At 70.1% G+C, this 20,350-nt stretch carries 23 protein-coding genes; 8 read left to right on the forward strand and 15 right to left on the reverse strand.

Annotation, left to right across the window (positions count from 1 at the left end):
- Window positions 1-95 precede the first annotated feature (95 nt).
- The 4 genes from AQJ64_RS39485 to AQJ64_RS39500 are packed head-to-tail and all read right to left on the reverse strand — an operon-like array spanning window position 96 to window position 4,858.
- On the reverse strand, window positions 96-791 hold the full coding sequence (locus AQJ64_RS39485) for a demethylmenaquinone methyltransferase (RefSeq protein WP_055635343.1): 696 nt from the start codon (window positions 789-791) through the stop codon (window positions 96-98).
- Window positions 792-835: 44 nt separating this feature from the next.
- Entirely contained in the window at window positions 836-2,128 is a 1,293-nt protein-coding gene (locus AQJ64_RS39490; protein WP_055635342.1) for an acyltransferase family protein, read from the reverse strand.
- Window positions 2,125-4,545, reverse strand: coding sequence for a bifunctional polysaccharide deacetylase/glycosyltransferase family 2 protein (locus AQJ64_RS39495; RefSeq protein WP_055635341.1), 2,421 nt, complete (start codon window positions 4,543-4,545; stop codon window positions 2,125-2,127). The genes AQJ64_RS39490 and AQJ64_RS39495 overlap by 4 nt, the downstream gene beginning before the upstream one ends.
- Before the next feature lie 19 nt (window positions 4,546-4,564).
- Window positions 4,565-4,858, reverse strand: a complete 294-nt coding sequence (locus tag AQJ64_RS39500; RefSeq protein WP_338059989.1) for a hypothetical protein — start codon at window positions 4,856-4,858, stop codon at window positions 4,565-4,567.
- Between the two features lie 406 nt (window positions 4,859-5,264).
- Here AQJ64_RS39500 and AQJ64_RS39505 point away from each other — a divergent pair, with 406 nt between their 5' ends.
- Window positions 5,265-6,302, forward strand: coding sequence for a chitinase (locus AQJ64_RS39505; protein WP_055635339.1), 1,038 nt, complete (start codon window positions 5,265-5,267; stop codon window positions 6,300-6,302).
- Between the two features lie 52 nt (window positions 6,303-6,354).
- On the opposite strand, the gene AQJ64_RS39510 is transcribed toward AQJ64_RS39505, so the two are convergent.
- The 5 genes from AQJ64_RS39510 to AQJ64_RS39530 all read right to left on the reverse strand — a co-directional run bounded on the left by AQJ64_RS39510 (window position 6,355) and on the right by AQJ64_RS39530 (window position 11,721).
- A complete protein-coding gene (locus tag AQJ64_RS39510; RefSeq protein ID WP_055635338.1) occupies window positions 6,355-7,002 on the reverse strand; it encodes a hypothetical protein in 648 nt (215 codons plus the stop codon).
- A gap of 7 nt (window positions 7,003-7,009) precedes the next feature.
- Window positions 7,010-8,209, reverse strand: coding sequence for a cyclic dehypoxanthinyl futalosine synthase (gene mqnC / locus AQJ64_RS39515; RefSeq protein WP_055635337.1), 1,200 nt, complete (start codon window positions 8,207-8,209; stop codon window positions 7,010-7,012).
- A 73-nt stretch (window positions 8,210-8,282) separates the two neighbouring features.
- A complete protein-coding gene (locus tag AQJ64_RS39520) occupies window positions 8,283-9,038 on the reverse strand; it encodes a prepilin peptidase (protein ID WP_055635336.1) in 756 nt (251 codons plus the stop codon).
- 10 nt (window positions 9,039-9,048) lie between these two features.
- Window positions 9,049-10,758: a serine/threonine-protein kinase gene (locus tag AQJ64_RS39525; protein WP_055635335.1), complete on the reverse strand. Its 1,710-nt coding sequence runs from the start codon at window positions 10,756-10,758 to the stop codon at window positions 9,049-9,051.
- Window positions 10,759-10,872: 114 nt separating this feature from the next.
- Window positions 10,873-11,721 carry a menaquinone biosynthetic enzyme MqnA/MqnD family protein gene (locus AQJ64_RS39530; protein WP_055635334.1) on the reverse strand — a complete coding sequence of 283 codons (849 nt, stop codon included), beginning with the start codon at window positions 11,719-11,721 and terminating at the stop codon, window positions 10,873-10,875.
- A 285-nt stretch (window positions 11,722-12,006) separates the two neighbouring features.
- Here AQJ64_RS39530 and AQJ64_RS39535 point away from each other — a divergent pair, with 285 nt between their 5' ends.
- The gene (locus AQJ64_RS39535; protein WP_003974443.1) at window positions 12,007-12,210 is read left to right on the forward strand and encodes a cold-shock protein; all 204 of its coding nucleotides are present in this window, start codon (window positions 12,007-12,009) and stop codon (window positions 12,208-12,210) included.
- Between the two features lie 126 nt (window positions 12,211-12,336).
- Here the strand turns inward: AQJ64_RS39535 and AQJ64_RS39540 are convergent, their stop codons facing one another.
- Window positions 12,337-12,900, reverse strand: coding sequence for a helix-turn-helix domain-containing protein (locus AQJ64_RS39540; protein ID WP_055635366.1), 564 nt, complete (start codon window positions 12,898-12,900; stop codon window positions 12,337-12,339).
- A gap of 68 nt (window positions 12,901-12,968) precedes the next feature.
- Here AQJ64_RS39540 and AQJ64_RS39545 point away from each other — a divergent pair, with 68 nt between their 5' ends.
- The 3 genes from AQJ64_RS39545 to AQJ64_RS39555 are packed head-to-tail and all read left to right on the forward strand — an operon-like array spanning window position 12,969 to window position 14,718.
- Window positions 12,969-13,667, forward strand: a complete 699-nt coding sequence (locus tag AQJ64_RS39545; protein ID WP_055635333.1) for an AzlC family ABC transporter permease — start codon at window positions 12,969-12,971, stop codon at window positions 13,665-13,667.
- A complete protein-coding gene (locus tag AQJ64_RS39550) occupies window positions 13,664-13,978 on the forward strand; it encodes an AzlD domain-containing protein (protein ID WP_055635332.1) in 315 nt (104 codons plus the stop codon). The genes AQJ64_RS39545 and AQJ64_RS39550 overlap by 4 nt, the downstream gene beginning before the upstream one ends.
- A gap of 53 nt (window positions 13,979-14,031) precedes the next feature.
- On the forward strand, window positions 14,032-14,718 hold the full coding sequence (locus AQJ64_RS39555; protein WP_055635331.1) for a class I SAM-dependent methyltransferase: 687 nt from the start codon (window positions 14,032-14,034) through the stop codon (window positions 14,716-14,718).
- A gap of 58 nt (window positions 14,719-14,776) precedes the next feature.
- On the opposite strand, the gene chvE is transcribed toward AQJ64_RS39555, so the two are convergent.
- The 3 genes from chvE to AQJ64_RS39570 all read right to left on the reverse strand — a co-directional run bounded on the left by chvE (window position 14,777) and on the right by AQJ64_RS39570 (window position 17,299).
- Complete coding sequence (gene chvE, locus AQJ64_RS39560) at window positions 14,777-15,871, reverse strand: multiple monosaccharide ABC transporter substrate-binding protein (protein ID WP_055635330.1); 1,095 nt, start codon at window positions 15,869-15,871, stop codon at window positions 14,777-14,779.
- Window positions 15,872-16,201: 330 nt separating this feature from the next.
- A complete protein-coding gene (locus AQJ64_RS39565) occupies window positions 16,202-16,693 on the reverse strand; it encodes a peptidylprolyl isomerase (RefSeq protein ID WP_055635365.1) in 492 nt (163 codons plus the stop codon).
- A gap of 126 nt (window positions 16,694-16,819) precedes the next feature.
- Window positions 16,820-17,299 carry an ATP-binding protein gene (locus tag AQJ64_RS39570; RefSeq protein ID WP_055635329.1) on the reverse strand — a complete coding sequence of 160 codons (480 nt, stop codon included), beginning with the start codon at window positions 17,297-17,299 and terminating at the stop codon, window positions 16,820-16,822.
- 121 nt (window positions 17,300-17,420) lie between these two features.
- On the opposite strand from AQJ64_RS39570, the gene AQJ64_RS39575 reads away from it, so the two are divergent.
- Together AQJ64_RS39575 and AQJ64_RS39580 are read left to right on the forward strand one after the other, a co-directional pair.
- The gene (locus AQJ64_RS39575) at window positions 17,421-18,275 is read left to right on the forward strand and encodes a helix-turn-helix domain-containing protein (RefSeq protein ID WP_055635364.1); all 855 of its coding nucleotides are present in this window, start codon (window positions 17,421-17,423) and stop codon (window positions 18,273-18,275) included.
- Window positions 18,272-18,457 (forward strand): DUF397 domain-containing protein, encoded by a 186-nt coding sequence (locus AQJ64_RS39580; RefSeq protein ID WP_055635328.1) that lies wholly within the window; start codon window positions 18,272-18,274, stop codon window positions 18,455-18,457. Before AQJ64_RS39575 ends, AQJ64_RS39580 begins: the two co-directional genes overlap by 4 nt.
- Before the next feature lie 4 nt (window positions 18,458-18,461).
- On the opposite strand, the gene AQJ64_RS39585 is transcribed toward AQJ64_RS39580, so the two are convergent.
- On the reverse strand, window positions 18,462-19,337 hold the full coding sequence (locus AQJ64_RS39585; RefSeq protein ID WP_055635327.1) for a sigma-70 family RNA polymerase sigma factor: 876 nt from the start codon (window positions 19,335-19,337) through the stop codon (window positions 18,462-18,464).
- A gap of 84 nt (window positions 19,338-19,421) precedes the next feature.
- On the opposite strand from AQJ64_RS39585, the gene AQJ64_RS39590 reads away from it, so the two are divergent.
- Window positions 19,422-19,886 (forward strand): carboxymuconolactone decarboxylase family protein, encoded by a 465-nt coding sequence (locus AQJ64_RS39590; RefSeq protein WP_055635363.1) that lies wholly within the window; start codon window positions 19,422-19,424, stop codon window positions 19,884-19,886.
- Between the two features lie 107 nt (window positions 19,887-19,993).
- Here AQJ64_RS39590 and AQJ64_RS49360 read toward each other — a convergent pair whose 3' ends face one another.
- On the reverse strand, window positions 19,994-20,155 hold the full coding sequence (locus AQJ64_RS49360; RefSeq protein WP_157880990.1) for a hypothetical protein: 162 nt from the start codon (window positions 20,153-20,155) through the stop codon (window positions 19,994-19,996).
- Between the last annotated feature and the right edge of the window lie 195 nt (window positions 20,156-20,350).

Raw genomic sequence — 20,350 nt, forward strand, 5'->3', positions numbered from 1 at the left:
GCCCGGACGACCGGCCCGGACGACCGGCCCGGGCCTGCGACGGCTCGGACCCGCGACCACCTGCCTCCTGCGACCGGCTCGGACCCGCGACGCGCTCAGGCCTGCTTGAAGCCCCGGTGGAGGGTCACGACGCCGCCCGTGAGGTTGCGCCAGGCCACCTGGGACCAGCCGGCCTTGCGCAGCAGCTCGGCGAGCGCGGGCTGGTCGGGCCAGGCGCGGATGGACTCGGCGAGGTAGACGTAGGCGTCCGGGTTCGAGGAGACCGCGCGGGCCACCGGGGGCAGGGCGCGCATCAGGTACTCGGTGTAGACCGTGCGGAAGGGCGCCCAGGTCGGGTGCGAGAACTCGCAGATCACGACCCGTCCGCCGGGCCGGGTCACCCGGTACATCTCGCGCAGGGCCGCGTCGGTGTCCTGCACGTTGCGCAGGCCGAAGGAGATGGTGACGGCGTCGAAGGTGTCGTCCTTGAACGGCAGCCGGGTCGCGTCCCCGGCCGTGAACGGCAGCCAGGTGTGCTTCCTCTTGCCGACCTGGAGCATGCCGAGGGAGAAGTCGCAGGGGACCACGTACGCCCCCGTCGCCGCGAACGGCAGGGAGGAGGTGGCCGTGCCCGCGGCGAGGTCCAGGACCTTCTGCGCCGGGCGGGCGTCGACCGCCTTCGCGACCTCCTTGCGCCATCTGCGGTCCTGGCCGAGCGACAGCACGTCGTTGGTCAGGTCGTACCGTTCCGCCACGCGGTCGAACATCGAGGCGACTTCGTGGGGCTGCTTGTTCAGGGAAGCGCGGGTCACCTCGCCATTCTTGCAGCACCGCTCCGGCGGGCCGCAGGACACCCTCAGGGCAGCAGCCTCGGCTTCTTCTTCGCCGCCACGTCCTCCACCCACCCGGCCAGCAGGACGAAGACCGCGATCAGCACCCAGCCGACGCCGAACATGAACCACTGGCTCTCCAGCGGCAGGTACTTCTCGAACGCCGGGACGTTCCAGAACTGGTCGATCAGCGGGACGGCGAGGATCAGGGCGATCTCGTGCCAGAGGTAGATCGTGACCGCGCGCGCGTTGAAGACGGTGACGATGCGGTTCGCGCGGCGGAAGCGGGTCAGCCACGCGAAGTCGATGCCGAAGTACGACTTCGCCCACATCAGCAGCAGCACACAGCCCGCCGACCAGAAGGCCTGCGCGAGGGGGTTCTCGTCCAGGTCGTAGGTGCCGAAGTCGGCCTGGTGCGCGAAGGCGTACCAGCCGCCGAACCCGACCGCGGCGAGCGAGAGCACGCCCACGAGGGCCGGCTTCAGCTTCTGGAGCACTCCGTCGCGGTGCGCGAAGCCGAGCATCCAGCAGAAGAGGTACGTCGACAGGTCCCACAGGGCGCTGCCCAGCCGGTTGTCGGGGCCGGACCAGACGAAGTTCAGGACCAGGATCGGGGCGAGGGAGAGCGCGAGGACCGGCAGCGGCGCCAGGCGGAAGGCCCGCAGCAGGAGCGGGGAGAGCAGGACGAACCAGAGGTACGTCCGCAGGTACCAGAGGATCTCCCAGGCCTGCTCGCCCCAGGCGTTGCCCGGGGGGTCGCCCAGCGGGACGATCCAGTAGACGATCTCCCAGTTCGGCATCCAGTCGTGGATCAGCATGGCCAGGACGACGAAGACGCCCCAGAACCAGAAGGGGGGCAGCAGCCGGCGGAGCCGGCTCTTGATCACCTTCGGGGCCGGGCGCTCCAGGGACTTGGCCATGAGCGTGCCGGCCAGGCCGAACATGATCCCCATCGAGGGGAAGACCATGCCGGCCCAGGCCCAGCCGAAGGTGTGATAGGTGACGACCCTGATCAGGGCCAGGGCTCTGAGGGTGTCGAAGTAGCGGTCCCTGGTGGGGGGCGCGGGCTCGGCGGCGGCCGGAGGCTCGGGTTCGGGTCCGGGTTCCTCGGCCGGCTCCGGCTCCGGCACCGGCACCGGCACCGGCACCGGCACCGGCAGTGGAGCCGTCGCCCCGGACGCCTGCGCGTACTCGGCGTACTGCGGCTGCTCGCCGTACTGCTCGTAGGTGTACGGATACTGAGGCTGCTGCCCGTAGTCGTATCCGTAGCCGTACCGCTGCTGGTCGTACCCGTACGCCTGCTGCTGTTCCCAGCTCATCCGCTCACCCCCGCCGGGGTGCCGACCTCGCCGGTGCGCTTCAGCTTCTGCCAGCGCAGGCGGCCGCCGGTGAGCGCGGTGATGCAGGAGTGGATGAGGACGAGGTACATCATCTGGCGGTAGGCCAGCTGCTGGAGCGGCATCATCAGCAGGTAGCGGTACTTCTCGCGGTCGAGGCGGAAGGCGTACGCCGCGCAGGCGAGCTGGATGCCGAGGACCGCGAACCAGGCCAGCAGGGCCGCCTGGAAGTCGACGAAGATCATCGAGTAGACCGTGAACACGTCGATCAGCGGGGCGAACACCGGCGTGACGATCTGGAAGAGGACGACCAGTGGCATGCCGACGCGGCCGAAGCGGCCCGAGGGGCCCTTGTCGGTGAGCGACTTGCGGTGCTTCCACAGCGCCTGCATGGTGCCGTAGGACCAGCGGTAGCGCTGCGACCACAGCTGCTTGAGCGAGCCGGGCGCCTCGGTCCAGGCCTTGGCGTGCTCCTGGTAGACGACCTGCCAGCCCGCGCGGTGCATGGCGATGGTGATGTCGGTGTCCTCGGCGAGGGTGTCCTCGCTCATGCCGCCGACCTCCAGCACGGCGTCACGGCGGAACGCGCCGATCGCGCCGGGAATGGTCGGCATGCAGCGCAGCAGGTCGTACATCCGGCGGTCGAGGTTGAAGCCCATCACGTACTCGATGTGCTGCCAGGCGCCGATGACGGTGTTGCGGTTGCCGACCTTGGCGTTGCCGGCGACCGCGCCGACCTTCGGGTCCGCGAACGGCTGCACCAGCTGGTGCACGGCGTCCGGCTCGAAGACGGTGTCGCCGTCCATCATGATGACGATGTCGTAACTGGCGTTGCGGACACCGTTGTTGAGGGCGGCGGGCTTGCCCGCGTTCTCCTGCCGGACGACCCGGACGTTGCGCATGCCGAGCGAGGCGGCCGCGTCCCGCGCGATCTCGGACGTGCCGTCCGTCGAGCCGTCGTCGACCACGATGATCTCGATCGGATGGGTGCTCTGCGCCAGCGACTGAAGGGTGTTGGCGATGCACTCCTTCTCGTTGTACGCCGGGACGATCACGCTCACCGGGCGGGTGATCGTCGGCCCCCAGCTGAAGCGGCGCTTGTTGCGCAGCCGGTAGTGGCGGCGGGCCAGGATGAGCATCATCCCGAACCGGCCCATGACGGCCACGCCCACCACCATCAGCCCCACCGACAGCGCCGGGACCGTCCACTCGGCGAGCGCGACCGCCCCGATGAGGGCCTTGCCCTCGTAGAGGGTGAGCCCGGTGGCCTCGCGGTGGGCGGCCTGGAGGGGGTTGCGGGCCGTCTCCGCGCCCGAACCGCCCTCGGCGTTCCCGATCCCGTTGCCGTTGCCGTACCCGTACCCGGTCCCGGTCCCGGTCCCGGTGCCCTCGCCGCCCGGCACACCACCGGGCTGCTGACCGGCCGACCGCTGACCGCTCGCGCCGGCCGCACCCGCGTTCTGCGTCCCCGTGTCCTGCGTCCCCGCGTTCTGCGTCCCCGCGTTCTGCCCGGTGCTCTGGTCCTCCAGCACCCCGCTGATGGTGGTGAAGGTGTAGCCCTTCGCCTTCATCTTCTTGATGTAGGTCGGCAGCGCCTTGATGGTCTGCGACCGCTCGCCGCCGGCGTCGTGGAAGAGGACCGAGGCGCCATCGTCGTCGTCCGGCGTGGCCCACTTGATGATCTTCGAGACGCCCGGCTTCTTCCAGTCGTCGCTGTCGGTGTCGACGAAGACGCTGGTGTAGCCGTCCGCGCCGAGCTCCTTGTAGACGGGCCAGCTGTAGTTGTCGATGGCGTCCGTCTCGGAGGAGTACGGGGCGCGGAACAGCGTGGTGGTGATGCCGGCCGCGCCCGCGAGCGCGAGCTGGGTCTGCTGCATCTCCCGGTCGACACGGGCGTCGCTCTGGTACGAGAGGTCGACGTGGGTGAAGGTGTGGATGCCCACCTCGTTGCCCTGCTCGACCATCGTCTTCACGATGCCCGGGTAGCGGGAGACCATCGAGCCCACGACGAAGAACGTGCCGGGTACGTCGTACTCCTCGAGGATCTTCAGGACCTTCGGCGTCCAGGTCGGGTTGGGACCGTCGTCGAAGGTGAGCGCGATCGTCTTGTCCGGGACGGACACCGTCTTCGCCTGGCCGCCCTGGAAGGTGAGGATCGGGCCGCCGTCGAGGACCTTGTCCGGGACCTTGCCGGCGCCGGCGCCGGTGCGCACCCGCTGGTCGCCGCCGACCTCGGCGCGCAGATAGCCGTCGAGCAGCATCACGCTGGTCAGCGCGAGCAGGAGCAGCAGGGCGAGGATGACGCGCGGTTTCTGCAGCGCCGCGGCCTTGTCCGCCGCCCGCTTCATACGGGTGGGGGCGCGGCGGCGCCCGCGGGAGGGTGTCGTCGTCGTGGTCATGGCAGTGGTGGCGGTCCCGTCAGTTGGCGGAGGCGGAGGCGGACGGGGAGGCGGTGCCGGTGGGCAGCGAGGAGCGGCCGGTGCCGCCCGGACCGCCCACCTCGTAGCCCACGCCCCCGTTGGGGCGGATACCGCCGGCGGGGCCCTGGCGGTTCTGGCCGCCTCCGCCGAACGGCAGCAGCGAGGACGGGGTCAGGGAGGTGCCCCAGCCCATGAAGGCCGCGCCGAGGACGGTCGCGTAGGTGAGGCAGCCGACACCCAGGAGGATGCCGATGCGTCGCAGCAGCTTGGACCTGCGTCCGGAGTTGTCCACGAACACGGGACCGTCGGCGGCGTTGCCACCGCGTTTGCGACGGCGACCGCGAACGGCGTCATGACTATCGACGGCAGGCTCGGAAGACTCGGAATGCATTCCCCGGATATTAGGGAGTCTTTATGTGTCGGGAACCCGGAAATCCATGTGAGAGACCCATGAGAAACCTCTTAACCTGTCTCTTTCCTGAGAGTCTCACAGAAAACCTGCGCGAGAGGCCGTCCATGGGGGAGGGTTGAATGCCCCTCTTGTAGGGGTGATTGTCCGTTTTTGCCGTGCCGTGTCCGTGAGGCCCCTGTACGTTCACTGTCTTAAATTTGTGCGGCCTCATGTGAGACATTTTCCTTTGGAATACGTACTCCCATTTCCCCCTGAGACGCAAATCACGAGAGCGGGTGCATGTCACATGAGGAGTTTCCTGAAGCCGGTGGCGGGGCTCAGTTGCCTGTTTGCCCTGGCCACGGCAGGGTGCTCCACAGGGTCCGACGGCACGTCGGACGCGGCACCCGGGCCGCCCGGTCGAAGCTCGTCGTCCCCGTCCGCGAGCGCCTCGGAGGAGGCTTCGTCCGGTACGTCCTACGCGCCGTACGTCAGTGCGTCGGATTCCTCCGACAACGACGCGGCGGGCTCACCGGGGACGTACAACCTGGCCTTCGTCATCTCCGACGGCAGCGGCTGTACGGCGAAGTGGAACGGTACGGAGGCCATCGACGACTCGGCGGTCACCTCCCGTATCTCGGCGCTCACCGATTCCGGCGCCACGGTCCGCGTCTCCTTCGGCGGGGCCTCGGGCAAGGAGCTGGCGTCGACCTGCGACAGCGCGTCGGCGCTGGCCAAGGCGTACGGCGAGGCCCTCGACGAGGCCGGCTCCTCCCAGGCGGACTTCGACATCGAGGGCGACGAGCTGACCGACTCCGCCTCGGTCGCCCTGCGCTCGAAGGCGATCGCGCTGCTCCAGGCGGACCGGTCCGACCTGGAGGTCTCCTTCACCCTGCCGGTGATGCCGTCCGGTCTGGACGACGACGGGATCGCGTTGCTGGAGTCCGCGAACACGTACGACGTCCAGGTCTCCACGGTCAATCTGATGACGATGAACTACGGCGAGTCGTACACCGGGGACATGGGCTCGTACGCGATCACCTCGGCGAAGGCGGCGCAGGCGCAGTTGCGGAACGTCTTCGGGACGTCGGACGAGACCGCGTGGAAGGGGATGGCGCTCACGTCGATGATCGGCACGAATGACGTGGACAACGAGACGTTCACGCTGTCCGACGCGGCTCAGGTGCGGGAGTTCGCGGAGGAGAAGGGGATCGCGTGGGTGTCGATGTGGGCGACGTTCCGGGACCAGCAGTGCGAGGACGGGACGGACACGGATGACGCCCTGACCAATTGCAGTGGGGTGTCGCAGAGTTCGGGGGCGTTCGCGGAGGCGTTCTCGGGGTAGGCGCGGGTGCGTTGTGGCTGGTCGCGCGGTTCCCCGCGCCCCTTGGGGGGCCTCACCTGGACCGGTACAGCAATCTGCCCCCCACCACCGTCGCCACGCAGCTCGAGGCGCCCTTCGCCGTCAAGGTCGCCTCGTTCTCCGCGTCGAAGACCGCGAACGTCGCGGGCATGCCCGCCTCGGGCACCAGCGGCATCAGGATGGCCTCGGCGAGGGTCCGTCCGGCCAGCGGGTCGAGGGTGGGCGGGCCCGCGGGGTCCCCGAAACGCTCCTCCAGGCTGAGCCCCGCCCGGTCTACGGCGTCCACCACGGCGGGCCGCCGCAGTGTTCCCGCCACGGCCACCGTCCCGTGGGCCAGCATCCGCTGTACGCCCCGTCGTGCGCTCGCACCCCAGCGGGATTCCGTCATGGGCAGGGCCGCGAGTGCCTCACCGGTGAGCGGCTCGGTGCCCAGCTCCGCGGCCTCGCGGGGGTCCGGGTGGTAGGCGCCTTCGAGGAGTTCGGGGCCGTACGGATTGACGAGCCCGGGGGTGAGCAGTCCCGGCCAGCGCCGTACCCGGGCGGCCGGGCGCAGGGCCGCCAGCTCCTCGAACGGCCCCGCGGCCGCGAACTCCCGGCCGTCCACGAGCACCGCGCCGCCGGGTACCGAGGGGTGCCGCGGGTCACCGAGGACGAGAAGGTCGGCGGCGTGAATCGTCAGCAACGCGGCCCTAGTTGGAAGCGAGCAGCTTCAACTCGGGGTGGGCCGTGCCGCCTTCGATGGCCGTCGAGGAGATGTGGGACATCACGCGTTCGTCGACGGGGTCGTTGGCCGGGTCGTCGTGGACGACGAGGTGTTCGTAGGTGGTCGCCCGCTGGGCGGGGACGCGGCCCGCCTTGCGGATCAGGTCGATGATCTCCAGCCGGTTGGAGCGGTGCTTGGCGCCGGCCGAGGAGACGACGTTCTCCTCCAGCATGATCGAACCGAGGTCGTCGGCGCCGTAGTGCAGGGAGAGCTGGCCGACCTCCTTGCCGGTGGTGAGCCAGGAGCCCTGGATGTGCTGGATGTTGTCCATGAACAGCCGCGCGATGGCGATCATCCGCAGGTACTCGAACAGGGTCGCCTGCGTACGGCCCTTCAGGTGGTTGTTCTCGGGCTGGTAGGTGTACGGGATGAAGGCGCGGAAGCCGCCCGTCCGGTCCTGTACGTCACGGATCATCCGCAGGTGCTCGATGCGCTCGGCGTTGGTCTCGCCGGTGCCCATCAGCATGGTGGAGGTCGACTCGACGCCCAGCCGGTGCGCGGTCTCCATGATCTCCAGCCAGCGCTCGCCGGACTCCTTGAGGGGCGCGATGGCCTTGCGGGGGCGCGCCGGGAGGAGTTCCGCGCCGGCGCCCGCGAAGGAGTCGAGACCGGCCGCGTGGATGCGGGTGATGGCCTCCTCGACGGACACGCCGGAGATCCGGGCCATGTGCTCGACCTCGGAGGCGCCCAGCGAGTGGATCACCAGCTGGGGGTAGGCCTCCTTGATGGCGGAGAAGTGCTTCTCGTAGTACTCGACGCCGTAGTCGGGGTGGTGGCCGCCCTGGAACATGATCTGGGTGCCGCCGAGTTCGACGGTCTCGGCGCAGCGGCGCAGGATGTCGTCGAGGTCGCGGGTCCAGCCCTTGGCCGTGTCCTTGGGGGCCGCGTAGAAGGCGCAGAACTTGCACGCCGTGACGCACACGTTGGTGTAGTTGATGTTCCGCTCGATGATGTACGTCGCGATGTGCTCGGTTCCGGCGTACTTGCGGCGGCGTACGGCGTCGGCGGCGGCGCCCAGGGCGTGCAGGGGCGCGTCGCGGTAGAGGACGAGCGCCTCCTCCGGGGTGATCCGCCCGCCCTCGGCGGCACGGTCGAGCACAGACTGGAGGTCGGCCTTCTCGGTCACCGGAAGCGTCCCTTTCGTCAAGGGGTGAGGACGGACCGAACCAGCCTACGCCAGCGTTTTCCCGCACCTCTCCTCAGGCCGCGTACGCGCCGATCAGCACCCCCGTGAAGGCTCCCGTGAGCATGAAGGGTCCGAAGGGGACGGTGGTGCGGCGGGCGGCGCGGCCGGCGACGGTGAGCGCGAGGCCGTAGAGGGCGCCGAGGACGAAGGCGGCGAGGGTGCCGAGCATGAGGGTCGGCCAGCCGTACCAGCCGAGGACGGCACCGGTCGCGAGGGCCAGTTTCACATCGCCGAAGGCCAGACCGGCCGGGTTGATCAGGTGCAGGAGGAGATGGCCGGCGGCCAGGGCCAGGGAGCCGAGGAGGGCCGTCGTCCAGCGGCCGGCGTGTTCGGGGAGCAGGGCGGTCACCCCGAGGAGGGCCAGGGCGGTGGCCGCGAGAGGGAGGGTGAGGGGGTCGGGGAGGCGTTGGACCCGTACGTCGACGACCGCGAGGAGCACCCCGGCCGGGGCCAGCAGCAGCCAGACGGCCAGTTCGGGGCGGGTTCCGGTGGCCGCGGCGAGAGCCGCGCAGAGGACGGCGGTGACCGTGGGCAAAAGGAGCGCGCCGGAGGCGTACGACGCCCCGGGGGGCGTGCACCCTCCGCATCCGCCCCGCCCGAGCCACCCGCGCACGGGGTGGCCCGCGGGGCAGCTGTCGTACCACCCCTGGTCTGCCTGTTCGACCGGTACCGAGAGGCGGTACGCCGGGCGTGGCAGGAACGCTCCCGCCAGCGCGCCCCAGAGGGCGGCGACGGCGACCAGGGTGAGGGTGTCGGGAGGTGTGGCCATCGGGCGTCCCCTACCCCACCTTGGACAGCCGGGCCGTGGGGTTGCCCTCCGCACTGCTGTCCGAGGTGTAGGTGAGGTCGTCGCCCGTCGGGGTGAAGCGGATCGTGTGCGGCTCGGGGTTGCAGCCGGAGTGGTTGGACTTCGCGCCCACCGAGTCGGCGACGACCTCCTTCGCCGTCACCTCCTTCAGCGTCAGCACGTCCACGCAGACCCCGCCGAGGACGTCGGTCTGCCGCAGCTCGCCCACCTTCGCGCCCACCGCGGCCTGGCGCAGGGTCACCCGGAAGGTGCCCATGGGGAGGGTGCCGCCGAGGCCGGTGCCCTCGCCCTCCCAGGTGCCGGCGTACCGGGCCGGCAGGGCGCCGGGCGCCTCGCTGGCCGCCGGACTCGACGCGGCCGTCGCCGCCGGACTCGACGCGGCCGTGGGCACCGCGCTCGACGCGCCCGTGGGCGCCGATGAGTACGCGCCGCTGCTGGCGTCGGCGTTCGTGTCGTCGTCGCCGCCCGGCAGCAGGTCGAACACGAACACCGAGCCGACCGTCACCGCCGCCAGCGCGCCCGCGACCGCCAGGGCGACGGTGCAGCTCAGGCGCCGCCCGCGCCCGCCCTCCCCGGGCGCCGCCGCGGCCGACACGGTGACGGACACCTTCCCCGGGCGCCCGCCGCCCTCGGTCTCCCCCGCCACGGGCGCGTCCACCGGTGTCGCCGGGACCGCGTCCATCACCGGCGGCGGCCCGAACTCCCCCGCGGTCACCGGCCGCTGGGCCGCCACGGCCACCCGGCTGAACCCGACCGGCCCGGAAGCGGGCTCCTGCGTCCCCGTCGCCTCCAGGTTCAGCAGCTGTACGGCGCTCCGCCCGACCTGCTCCACCAGCGCGCCCGGCAGCCAGCCGCCGGCCATCAGCCGCGCCGCGCCCTCGGGAGCGAGCCGCCGGGCCAGTTCGCCGGGGGCCGGCCGGGCCGAGGGGTCCTTGGCGAGGCAGTCCTCGACGACCTCCCGCAGCAGCCCGGGCGCCAGCTCCCCGAGCGCGGGTTCCTCGTGGACGACCTGGTAGAGCAGGGCGGCCGAGGAGTCGCCGGGGAAGGGCGGCTGACCGGTGGCGGCGTACGCCAGCACCGCGCCGAAGGAGAAGACGTCGGCCGCGCCGGACGCGCCCCGGCCGAGGATCTGCTCGGGGGCCATGTAGCCGGGCGAGCCGACGGAGACACCGGTCGAGGTGAGGGAGGCCGTGCCGTCGGTCGCGCGGGCGATGCCGAAGTCGATGAGCAGCGGTCCGTCCACGGTGAGCAGCAGGTTGGACGGCTTGACGTCCCGGTGCACCAGCCCCAGCTCGTGCACCGCCGCCAGCGCCTCCGCGAGCCCCGCGCCGAGCGCCCGTACGGTGTGCTCGGGCAGCGGGCCGTGGGCGGCGACGGCCGCGGCGAGCGAGGGGCCGGCCGCGTAGGCCGTCGCGACCCAGGGCACGGCCGCCTCCGGGTCGGCGTCCAGCACCGGCGCGGTCCAGGCGCCGCCGACCCGGCGGGCGGCCTCGACCTCGCGCCGGAAGCGGGTGCGGAACTCGTCGTCGAGGGCGAGGTGCGGATGCACGATCTTCACGGCGACCGTGCGGCCCCCGGCGCTGCGGCCGAGATAGACCCGGCCCATCCCGCCGGAACCGAGCCGGCCGAGCAGCCGGTAGGGCCCGACGGCTGTGGGTTCGTCGGCTCCGAGCGGCTGCATGACGTTCCCCTTCCCCCCGTCTGCGCATGCGGTCGTACGAGCGCTTCATCGTCGTGCCCGGACGACACCCGGCGCAATGCCGGTACTGATCCCCGTGCGGCGGTTGCGGCCCGCTCAGGCCGGCAGCAGCTCCACCCGTACGTCCGCCGGGAAGCCGGTGGTCGGCCCCACCCGGCGGGCGAACTCGGCGACCGCGTTCAGCTGGGGGGTGCCGAAGCGGAAGTCGAGGGTGGTGAAGTAGCGCTCCAGGACCTGCTCGTCGAAGGCCTCCCAGCGGGCCGCCTGCTCGGCGACCTTGCCGACCTCCTCCAGGGAGAGGTTGCGGGAGGCGAGGAAGGCCTGGTGGACCTCGCGGGTGATCACCGGCTGCCGTTCCAGGTAGTCCCGGCGGGCCGCCCAGACGGCGAAGACGAACGGCAGCCCGGTCCACTCCTTCCAGAGCGTGCCGAGATCGTGCACCTGGAGGCCGTAGCGCGGCCCGTCGAGCAGGTTGGCCCGCAGCGCCGCGTCGCCGATCAGTACGGCCGCCTCCGCCTCCTGCATCATCAGGCTGAGGTCGGGCGGGCAGGTGTAGTAGTCGGGCCGTACGCCGAACCGGTCCGCCAGCAGCAGCTGGGCCAGGCGCACGGAGGTGCGGGAGGTGGAGCCGAGGGCGACGCGCGCGCCGTCCAGCTCGTCCAGCGGGACCTTCGAGACGATCACGCAGGACATGACCGGGCCGTCGCAGCCGACCGCGATGTCGGGGAAGGCGACCAGGTCGTCGGCGTTCCTGAGGAACTCGACGAGGGTGATGGGCCCGATGTCGAGGTCCCCCCGCACCAGCTGCTCGCTGAGCTTCTCGGGGGTGTCCTTGGTGAGCTCGAAGTCGAGGAGCGTGCCCGTTCGCGCGAGCCCCCAGTACAGGGGCAGGCAGTTCAGGAACTGGATGTGGCCTACGCGCGGCCGGGTGCGAGAATTGTCCACATCGCGAGACTAGCCCCGGTGGAGTACCCTTCGAACTCCGACCCCCCGGGTCAACCCCTTCACCGGATGTTCAAACATCCGGGTGACGTGATCTTGCCCCCTATTGCTTTCGGCTGCCCGCATGCTAGGCTCGCCGCAAGTTGCAGTTTGGTTTCCCTTGCAGTACAGAGCCTGCGGAGCATGTAACCGCGGGCTCTTGACATTTTCAGACGTATGCATTGTGCGGCACTGCTTTCACCTTGCAGGTTCTGGAGCAGGGCAACCCTTTGGGCCCAAGGAGGGCTTATGGCTACCGGAACCGTGAAGTGGTTCAACGCCGAAAAGGGCTTTGGCTTCATCGCCCAGGAAGGCGGCGGCCCCGACGTCTTCGTCCACTACTCCGCGATCAACGCGCAGGGTTTCCGTTCCCTCGAGGAGAACCAGCAGGTCTCCTTCGACGTGACGCAGGGCCCGAAGGGTCCGCAGGCGGAGAACGTCACCCCCGTGTGACGATCCTCCCCCCTGTGATCGCAATCTGAAAGCAGTACCCAAGGAGCCCCGCGCCCACCGGCACGGGGCTCCTGCCTTTCCCGGTGAATTTCCGGTGAATTCCCGAGGGACACCCCGCCCGAGCCCTCACACGTGCTGCATCACCAGCACGAAGGTCGTCCCCGGCAGCAGCGCCTCGTACGTGTGCGGGACATCGCCGCGATAGGTCAGGTAATCACCCGGCTCCAGTACGAAAAGCTCTCCGGCGGGCCCCGCTTTCACGCGCCCCGTACTCACGATCAGATGCTCGACCGTGCCCGGGATGTGCGGCTGAGACACCCGTGCGGCGCCCGGCTCGGCCCGCAGGTGGTACAGGTCCCGGCGGGCACCCGGCGGACTGGCCGACAGCAGGGTCGCCGCGTACGGCGCCTGCTCCGAGGCGACCGTCGGCCCCTGCCCCGCCCTGATCACCCGCACGGCCGGCACCGGCGGCTCGACCAGCGCGCTGAACGGCACCCCCAGCGCCACGCCCAGCGCCCAGATCGTCTCCATGCTCGGATTGCCGCTCGCCGCCTCCAGCTGGGAGAGCGTGGACTTCGCGATTCCGGCCCGTTTGGCCAGCTCGGACAGGGACAGACCGGCGCGTGCGCGTTCCCGCTTCAGGGACGCGGCGATCCAGTCCAGGGGCAGGCGGGCGGGGGTCTCGGGCATGCCGTTCGCTCCATCGGGTCGTTCGTTCGGCTTGACGAACACGGTCACATCTGTTCATTGTAGAAAACATGCGTTCGCCACAACGAACACCCTCGGGACCCGGCCCGATACGGCCATTCGTCCGCGACAGCTCACTCGTCTGGGTGGCGAGCGGGGTGATCGGCCTCTCCTTCGGCGCGCTCTCCGTGGCCGGCGGACTGCCCGTCTGGGTGCCCGTGCTCATGTCCCTGGTGGTGTACGCGGGCTCCGCCCAGTTCAGTGCCGTCGGCGTCCTGCTCGCCGGCGGCGGTCCGGTCGCCGCCGCGGCCACCGGACTGCTCCTCAACACCCGTACGGCCGCATTCAGCCTCGCGGTCGCCGACCTCCTCGGCCCCGGCCGGGCCGCCCGGCTGTTCGGCGCCCATCTGGTCACCGACGAGACGGTCGCCTTCGCCCTCGCCCAGCCGGACCCCGCCCGCCGCCGCGCCGCCTTCTGGGTCTTCGGCATCGGCCTGTTCGCCGTCTGGAACGCGGGTGTCCTCACGGGCGCGCTCGCCGGGACCGCGCTCGGCGACCCGGCCCGCTACGGCCTCGACGCCGCCTTCCCCGCCGTACTCGTCGCCCTGGTCCTGCCGACCCTGCGCGCGAACGCCCGGCTGCGCCGCCCCGCGGCCCTCGGCGCGCTCCTCGCCCTGGCGGCCACCCCGTTCGTCCCGGCCGGCGTCCCGGTGCTGCTCGCGCTCGCCGGGCTGCCGGCGTACGGCCGTACAGGTGGCGTACGGCGATGAACGCGACGGTCGCGATGATCCTGACGCTGGCGGTGGGCACGTACGCCCTCCGGCTGGTCGGACCGGCGCTGCACGGGCGGGTCGAGCTGCCCGCCCGCGTGCGGGAGCTGCTGTCGGCGGGCGCCGTCGTCCTCCTGGTCGCCCTGCTGGCCACGGGCGCGCTGACGGAGGGCGGCGGCTTCGCCGGGTGGGCCCGCCCGGCAGCAGTGCTGGTGGGGGCCGTGCTCGCCTGGCGCCGGGCGCCCTTCCCGGTGGTGGTCCTGGGGGCGGCCGTGACGGCGGGGGTGCTGCGGTCGGCGGGGGTGGCCTGAAAGCACCCACGGGCAGCCGTCGTTGTCAGTGGCGTTGGCTAGGGTCCCCCGCCATGACCGACGCCATCGACACCACAGCCACCCCCGTCACCCCCGTCACGCCCGACTTCGTCACCGCCACGCGCACCTTCTACGACGCCATCGCCGAGGACTACGCCGAGCGCTACAGCGACGAGCTGGTGTCGAGGCCGCTGGAGCGGGCCGTGCTCACGGCGTACGCCGAGCTCGTCGGCGCCGGCGGCCGGGTGGCGGACCTGGGGTGCGGGCCCGGCCGGACGACGGGGTTCCTCGCCCGCCAGGGCCTCGACGTCTTCGGGCTGGACCTGTCGGAGTCGATGCTGGCGATCGCCCGGCGCGAGAACCCGGGGATCCGCTTCGAACAGGGCTCGATGCTGAAGCTGGACCTGCCCGACGGGCAGCTGGCCGGAGCGCTCTCCTTCTACTCCTCCATCCACACCCCGGTGGACGAACTGCCCGCCCTCTTCGCCGAGTTCCACCGTGTGCTCGCCCCCGGAAGCCCTCTCCTCCTCGGCTTCCAGGTCGGCGACGAACCCCGGCACTTCGATCAGCCGTGGGGCCACCCGGTGGCCCTGACCTTCATCCGCCGGCGCCCGGAGCCGATGACCGAACTGCTGACGGCGGCCGGCTTCGTCCCGCACTCGTGCACGGTACGGCAGCCGGAGCCCGCCCTCGGCGAGACGACCCCGCACGCCTTCCTGATCCTGCGCAAGGCCGGCTGACGGCTGCTTCAGCCCGGCTGAGGCTGAGGCGCGGCTGAGGCGCGGCTGAGGCTGACGGCTACTTGAGCTCGGCGGCGGTGTAGAAGCCGCCCGCGACCAGGACGTACTCGTAGTTGGACTTGTCCACGCTGGTGGGCTGGAGCAGATAGGCGGGCACGGCCTTCACGCCGTTGTTGTAGTCCCTTCTGTTGTTCAGCCTCGGCGTCCTGCCGCTGAGGATCGAGTCGACCATGTCCGAGGCGACCTCGCCGAGCTGCCGGACGTCCTTGTAGACGGTCTGCGACTGCTCGCCCTTGATGATCGACTTCACCGAGGCGAGCTCGGCGTCCTGTCCGGTGACGATGGGGTACGGCTTGCTGTCGGTGCCGTAGCCGTACGCCTTCAGCGCCGCCAGGACGCCGATGGAGATGCCGTCGTAGGGCGAGAGGACCGCGTCGACCCGCTCCCCGACGTACGACTGGGAGAGGATGCCGCTCATCCGCTTCTGCGCGGTGGGCCCGTCCCAGCGCAGGGTGGTGACCTTCTCCAGCGTGGTCTGGCCGGACCGGACCACCAGCTTCTTGCTGTCCAGGTACGGCTGGAGCAGCGCCATCGACCCTTCGAAGAAGTACTTGGTGTTGTTGTCGTCCGGAGAACCGGCGAACAGTTCGATAGTGAACGGCCCCTTGCCGTCCTCCAGGCCGAGCTGCTCGATGATGTAGCGGGCCTCGAGCCGGCCGACCTGCTCGTTGTCGAAGGACACGTAGTAGTCGACGTTCGCGGTGCCCAGGATGAGCCGGTCGTAGGAGATCACGGGGATCTTCGCGGCCGCGGCCTGCTTGAGCACGTCGTTCAGCGACTTGTTGTCGATGGCCGCGATGATCAGCGCGTCGACGCCCTTCTTGACGAGGTCGGCGATCTGCGCGACCTGCTTGTCCGGGTCGTCGTCGCCATAGACGAGCTGGGCCTTGTACCCCTGGTGCGTCAGGTCCTCGACCATGCTCTTGCCCTCGGTGAGCCAGCGCTCGGAGGTACGGGTCGGCATGGCGATGCCGATGGTGCCGCCCTTGGAGCCGCTGCCGGAGCTGTCCCCGCTGAGCTGCCCACAGGCGGACAGGGTCAAGGCGGAGGCCGCTCCGGCGAGGGCGGCGAGAGCGGATCTTCGGTTGCGCATGCTGATCGTTCCTTGTTCTTCTCGTCGTTGAGAGGATGACGGCGCATCAGATGCAGGCGAGGAAGCGGCGGGGTGGGACTCACCTTTCAACTGTTCGAAATACCGTCACCTGATCGAAAAAATGTTGGCGCGACCCTAGGAAGCGGTTGCAGGGGGTGTCAACAGGGTGCGCGCGAACGGTTACAGAAAGCAGTGACGGGGGGAACGGGCGTAAACGGCTGCGGCGGGCGGGTCCCGATGAAGGGGACCCGCCCGCCGCAGCTCACAGCAGGTGTCACAGACGCCTCAGGCGTCACACGTGCCTCAGGTGCCTCGTGTGTGGCGTACGTCTCAGACGGTGCCGGAGGCCGAGATGGTGACCTTGGCCGAGGTGCGGCCGGACTGGCTGCCGAGGCCCTCGATCGTCTTGACGACGTCCATGCCCTCGACGACCTCGCCGAAGACGACGTGCTTACCGTCCAGCCAGGAGGTCACGATGGTGGTGATGAAGAACTGCGAGCCGTTGGTGTTGCGGCCCGCGTTGGCCATGCTCAGCAGACCCGCCTTGGTGTGCTTGAGCTGGAAGTTCTCGTCCTCGAACTTCTCGCCGTAGATGCTCTTGCCGCCGGTGCCGTCGCCGCGGGTGAAGTCGCCGCCCTGGAGCATGAAGTCCGGGATGACACGGTGGAAGGACGAACCGGCGTAGCCGTAGCCGTGCACGCCGGTGGCCAGCTCGCGGAAGTTGCGGGCGGTCTTGGGCACGACGTCGTCGTACAGCTTGAAGACGATGCGCCCGGCGGGCTCGTCGTTGATGGTGATGTCGAAGTAAACGTTCTCGCTCATGGAGCCCATAATTCCTCGCTTCGGCCGCCTACCGGTAATCGGCGGGGCCCAGCAGGGTTCCCACGCGGTCGAACAGCCACAGCGCGGTGGCGTTGCGGTCGCGGGAGGCGTAGAGCCAGAGGCCCGTCAGCCGGAGGCGGGCCGGGGCGCCCCAGCCGGCCCTCTCCTTCCCGGCATGGCCAGTTCCGCCCACACGGCCTTCCCCACTTCGCGCTCGGTGACGCCCCAGGCGGTGGCCAGGACGCTCACGACGATCAGCCCCCGACCCCCCTCGGCGTCCGGCTCCCGCACGATCCGCAGCCCACGGTCACCCCGCGGGTCGCTCACCTCGATCCGCAGGGCGCCCTCCGCGAGGAGCAGCAGCCGCAGCGCGAAGTCCCGGCCGGGCACCCGGCCGTGGGTGACCGCGTTCGCGGCGAGTTCGGCGACGATCTGCTGAGCGGTGCGGTTGGCCTCCCCGTCGTACGGGTGGCCCCACTCCACGAGCTGCCGCTGCGTGAGCCGCCGGGCGAGGCGGGCCCCGCGCGGGGTGGAGCTGAGGCGGAGGGTCATCTCCCCTAGGGGAGAAATCGGGGTGGGGATCTGGGTGGAGATTTCCGAGTTCACCTGACTGAGCGTGGCCGGTCCTCTCTACCCTGACCAGGGGAGGAATCGCGACTCTCCGTAGCCGTACGGATGCGGAGGGGTGCGCGTACGGGGTGTCGAGCGAGGGCGGTCAGGCATGGTCATGAACGAGCGCAGGCCGGAAACCCCGGCGGAGGCCGACGGCACGACGGGGCTGCTGACGGCCCTGGGCAAGATGATGAAGCTCCTGCGGGAGCGGAGGGGGCTGACGCAGAAGGACTTCGGCGAGATGGTGGGGTACGGGCCGGACGCCATCTCGGCGATGGAGCGGGGGGTGCGGACGCTCCGTCCGGAGGTGCTGGAGAAGGCGGACGAACTGCTGGAGGCCGGGGGCTTGTTGGTGCAGGCCGTCCCTGAGCTGAGGGAGGCGATGGCGAAGGTACGGACGCGGCATCCGGAGTGGTATCGGGGATATGCGTCGTTGGAGGCGGCCTCCGTTGAGCTGCACTTCTACGCAAACCAAGCCATGCCTGGGCTGCTGCAGACCGAGGAATACGCATTCGCGGTGTTCCGCCAACGGCGGCCCTTTCTGAGCGAGGAGACCATCGAGAAGCGGGTCGTCGATCGGCTGTCACGGCAACAGGTCTTCGACGCCTGGCCCCCTCCTGTCGTGAGCTACGTACTCGAGGAGGTCCTCTTGGATCGACCGATCGGCGGAACGGGCATCTTCAAAGGGCAGTTGGAGAACCTGCTGCGTGTTGGCAGTATGCGAAACGTCGAGATCCAGGTGATGCCGACACGGCGCGAGGAGCATCCCAACCTGGACAGCGCCTTCAACCTGATGACACCAAAGGCACAAGGGCAGGTGGCGTACACCGAAGCTCAGGGGTACCCCCGGTTGATCACCGATCCGGAGGAGGTCAGGAAGATCGCGGACCGCTATGGTTTCATGCGCGCCCTGGCACTCAACCCCATGGAATCCCGGAGCTTGATCGAGCGGAAGCTGGAGGAGCTATGACCATCGACGAACTCATCTGGTTCAAGTCCAGCTACAGCAGCGGCGAAGGCGGCGAATGCCTCGAAGTTGCCCCCTCCCCCCACACCATCCACATCCGCGACTCCAAGAACCCCACCGGAGGCCACCTCACCCTCTCCTCCCCCGCCTGGGGTAAGTTCCTGGCGTTCTGCGTTCGCCGGTAGGGGGTCACACCGGGGCCGGCAGGTCCAGGAGCGCGAGCTTCGCCGGGTCGACCACGGCGGTGATCGCGGTGATGCGGCCATCGGTGACGGTGAAGGCGAGCAGGGAGAGCGGCGTACCGTCCTCGCGCCAGGAGATGACACCGGGCAGGCCGTTGACGGTCGCCGCACGACCTCGTGCCGCGCCGCCGGCCACGCGCGCGCGGGTGGCGACCTCGGTGGCCCCGAGCGTGACGAACGTGCCGTTCGGGGTGTGGACGGTGAACTCCACTTCCGGGTGGAGAACCCGCAGCAGCTGCTCGAAGCGGCCGTCGCGGGCGGCGGCCAGGAACGCTTGGACGACCTCGCGCTGCTGCCGTCCGGCGCTCGCCGTCCGCTCGGTGGCCCGTACCTTACGGTGGGCGCGGCTGGCGAGCATCTTGGCGGCGTCGGCGGATCTGCCGAGGATGGTGCCGATCTCCGCGAAGGGGACGGCGAACACGTCGTGCAGCACGAACGCGAGTCGTTCGTCGGGACGGAGCGAGTCGAGGACCGTGAAGAGTGCGAGGCCGACGGAGTCCCCGGTGGCCGCGAGGTCTTCGGGGGCGGGGGTGTCGTCGAGCGTCACGGTGAATTCGGGGAGCCGGTCGTCGAGGGAGACCTCCGGGCGCGTACGGCCCGACCGCAGGACGTCGAGGCTGATGCGGCCGACGACAGTGGTCAGCCAGCCGCCGAGGTTGTCGATGGTGCCGGTGTCCTGACGGGACAGCCGCAGCCACGCCTCCTGGACCACGTCCTCCGCGTCGGCGTGTGATCCGAGCATGCGGTAGGCGACGGCACGGAGCCGGTCACGGTGGGACTCGAAGGCATCGACGATGGGGTCCGTGGGATGGGGGTCGGCCATGGTGTTACCTCCCTAAAAGCTGCTCCGTCATAGGGATGACGCGCACCGGCGTCGCAACGTAACCCGATGGAGGAGAACAACCCCATGGAGAACCGGCTCAAGAACAAGAACAAGAACGCGAACAACCCCGATGTGTGGACGGCGATCCAGCACCTCCAGAAGGCGATCGCCGCGGGTGGCGTCGACCCGAAGCTGCTGGCACTGGTCCACCTGCGCGCGAGCCAGATCAACGGCTGCTCGGCGTGCGTCTACGCGAGTGTCTCGGGAGGGAAGAAGGCGGGTGACACCGACGAGCGGCTGCACAACGTCGCGGCGTGGCGTGAGGCGCCGTTCTACACCGAGGCGGAACGCGCGGCGCTGGCGCTGGCGGAGGCCGCGACCCGGCTCCAGGACGGTGCGCCGGGTGTCACGGACGAAATCTGGGAAGAGGCCAACGCCCACTTCACAGAGGAACAGATCGGCGCGATCAACTTGGAGATCGCACTGACCAACTTCTTCAACCGAATCAACCGCACCATCAAGGAACCGGCCGGCAGGACCTGGGGCTGACCCACCTGGAAATAGCCGGCGAGCACGGGGGCCGCCTTGGCGTACAGCACCGGCTTGAACTTGCGGTCCATCGTGCGGTTGCCGGGAGAGACCAGTTCCACCACGAGCTACACGCCCTCGGCATCGACGCTGACACCGTCCCCGGCGGTTACATCAGCGTCGGTCACCACGAGATCGGGGACTACGAGGCCGGACGGCAGGAAGACGTTGACGGCCTCCAGCACCTCGCCCGGTGCTTTGGCCGCCTGGGCCGGCGCGTGCAGGATCATGGCGAGCGACAACGTGGGCCGCCGACCCGCATGATGGAAACCGGACGGTCGGTCGGGAAGCTTCGCCGCACCAGCTTGATTCAGGAACCGCCAAGGCTCACATCGTGACGGTCGGGCTTGGCCTTGCAATGCCCTCGACCAGGTCAACAGCCACCCGCTACAGCCGTCGTCCGCCGACGTTGCCGTCTAGCGCTT

It is taken from the genome of Streptomyces griseoruber (genome assembly GCF_001514205.1).
Taxonomy (GTDB): Bacteria; Actinomycetota; Actinomycetes; order Streptomycetales; family Streptomycetaceae; genus Streptomyces; species Streptomyces griseoruber.

Bases quoted from the DNA above. Each gene is read 5' to 3' on its own strand.
- AQJ64_RS49360 (WP_157880990.1), bottom strand. From the start codon at position 20,155: ATGATCCTGCACGCGCCGGCCCAGGCGGCCAAAGCACCGGGCGAGGTG.
- AQJ64_RS39540 (WP_055635366.1), bottom strand. From the start codon at position 12,900: ATGCCCGAGACCCCCGCCCGCCTGCCCCTGGACTGGATCGCCGCGTCC.
- AQJ64_RS39590 (WP_055635363.1), top strand. From the start codon at position 19,422: ATGGAGAACCGGCTCAAGAACAAGAACAAGAACGCGAACAACCCCGAT.
- AQJ64_RS39495 (WP_055635341.1), bottom strand. From the start codon at position 4,545: ATGACCACGACGACGACACCCTCCCGCGGGCGCCGCCGCGCCCCCACC.
- AQJ64_RS39550 (WP_055635332.1), top strand. From the start codon at position 13,664: ATGAACGCGACGGTCGCGATGATCCTGACGCTGGCGGTGGGCACGTAC.
- AQJ64_RS39535 (WP_003974443.1), top strand. From the start codon at position 12,007: ATGGCTACCGGAACCGTGAAGTGGTTCAACGCCGAAAAGGGCTTTGGC.
- AQJ64_RS39490 (WP_055635342.1), bottom strand. From the start codon at position 2,128: ATGAGCTGGGAACAGCAGCAGGCGTACGGGTACGACCAGCAGCGGTAC.
- AQJ64_RS39575 (WP_055635364.1), top strand. From the start codon at position 17,421: ATGAACGAGCGCAGGCCGGAAACCCCGGCGGAGGCCGACGGCACGACG.
- AQJ64_RS39525 (WP_055635335.1), bottom strand. From the start codon at position 10,758: ATGCAGCCGCTCGGAGCCGACGAACCCACAGCCGTCGGGCCCTACCGG.
- AQJ64_RS39520 (WP_055635336.1), bottom strand. From the start codon at position 9,038: ATGGCCACACCTCCCGACACCCTCACCCTGGTCGCCGTCGCCGCCCTC.
- AQJ64_RS39545 (WP_055635333.1), top strand. From the start codon at position 12,969: ATGCGTTCGCCACAACGAACACCCTCGGGACCCGGCCCGATACGGCCA.
- AQJ64_RS39505 (WP_055635339.1), top strand. From the start codon at position 5,265: ATGAGGAGTTTCCTGAAGCCGGTGGCGGGGCTCAGTTGCCTGTTTGCC.
- chvE (WP_055635330.1), bottom strand. From the start codon at position 15,871: ATGCGCAACCGAAGATCCGCTCTCGCCGCCCTCGCCGGAGCGGCCTCC.
- AQJ64_RS39580 (WP_055635328.1), top strand. From the start codon at position 18,272: ATGACCATCGACGAACTCATCTGGTTCAAGTCCAGCTACAGCAGCGGC.
- AQJ64_RS39585 (WP_055635327.1), bottom strand. From the start codon at position 19,337: ATGGCCGACCCCCATCCCACGGACCCCATCGTCGATGCCTTCGAGTCC.
- AQJ64_RS39555 (WP_055635331.1), top strand. From the start codon at position 14,032: ATGACCGACGCCATCGACACCACAGCCACCCCCGTCACCCCCGTCACG.
- AQJ64_RS39565 (WP_055635365.1), bottom strand. From the start codon at position 16,693: ATGAGCGAGAACGTTTACTTCGACATCACCATCAACGACGAGCCCGCC.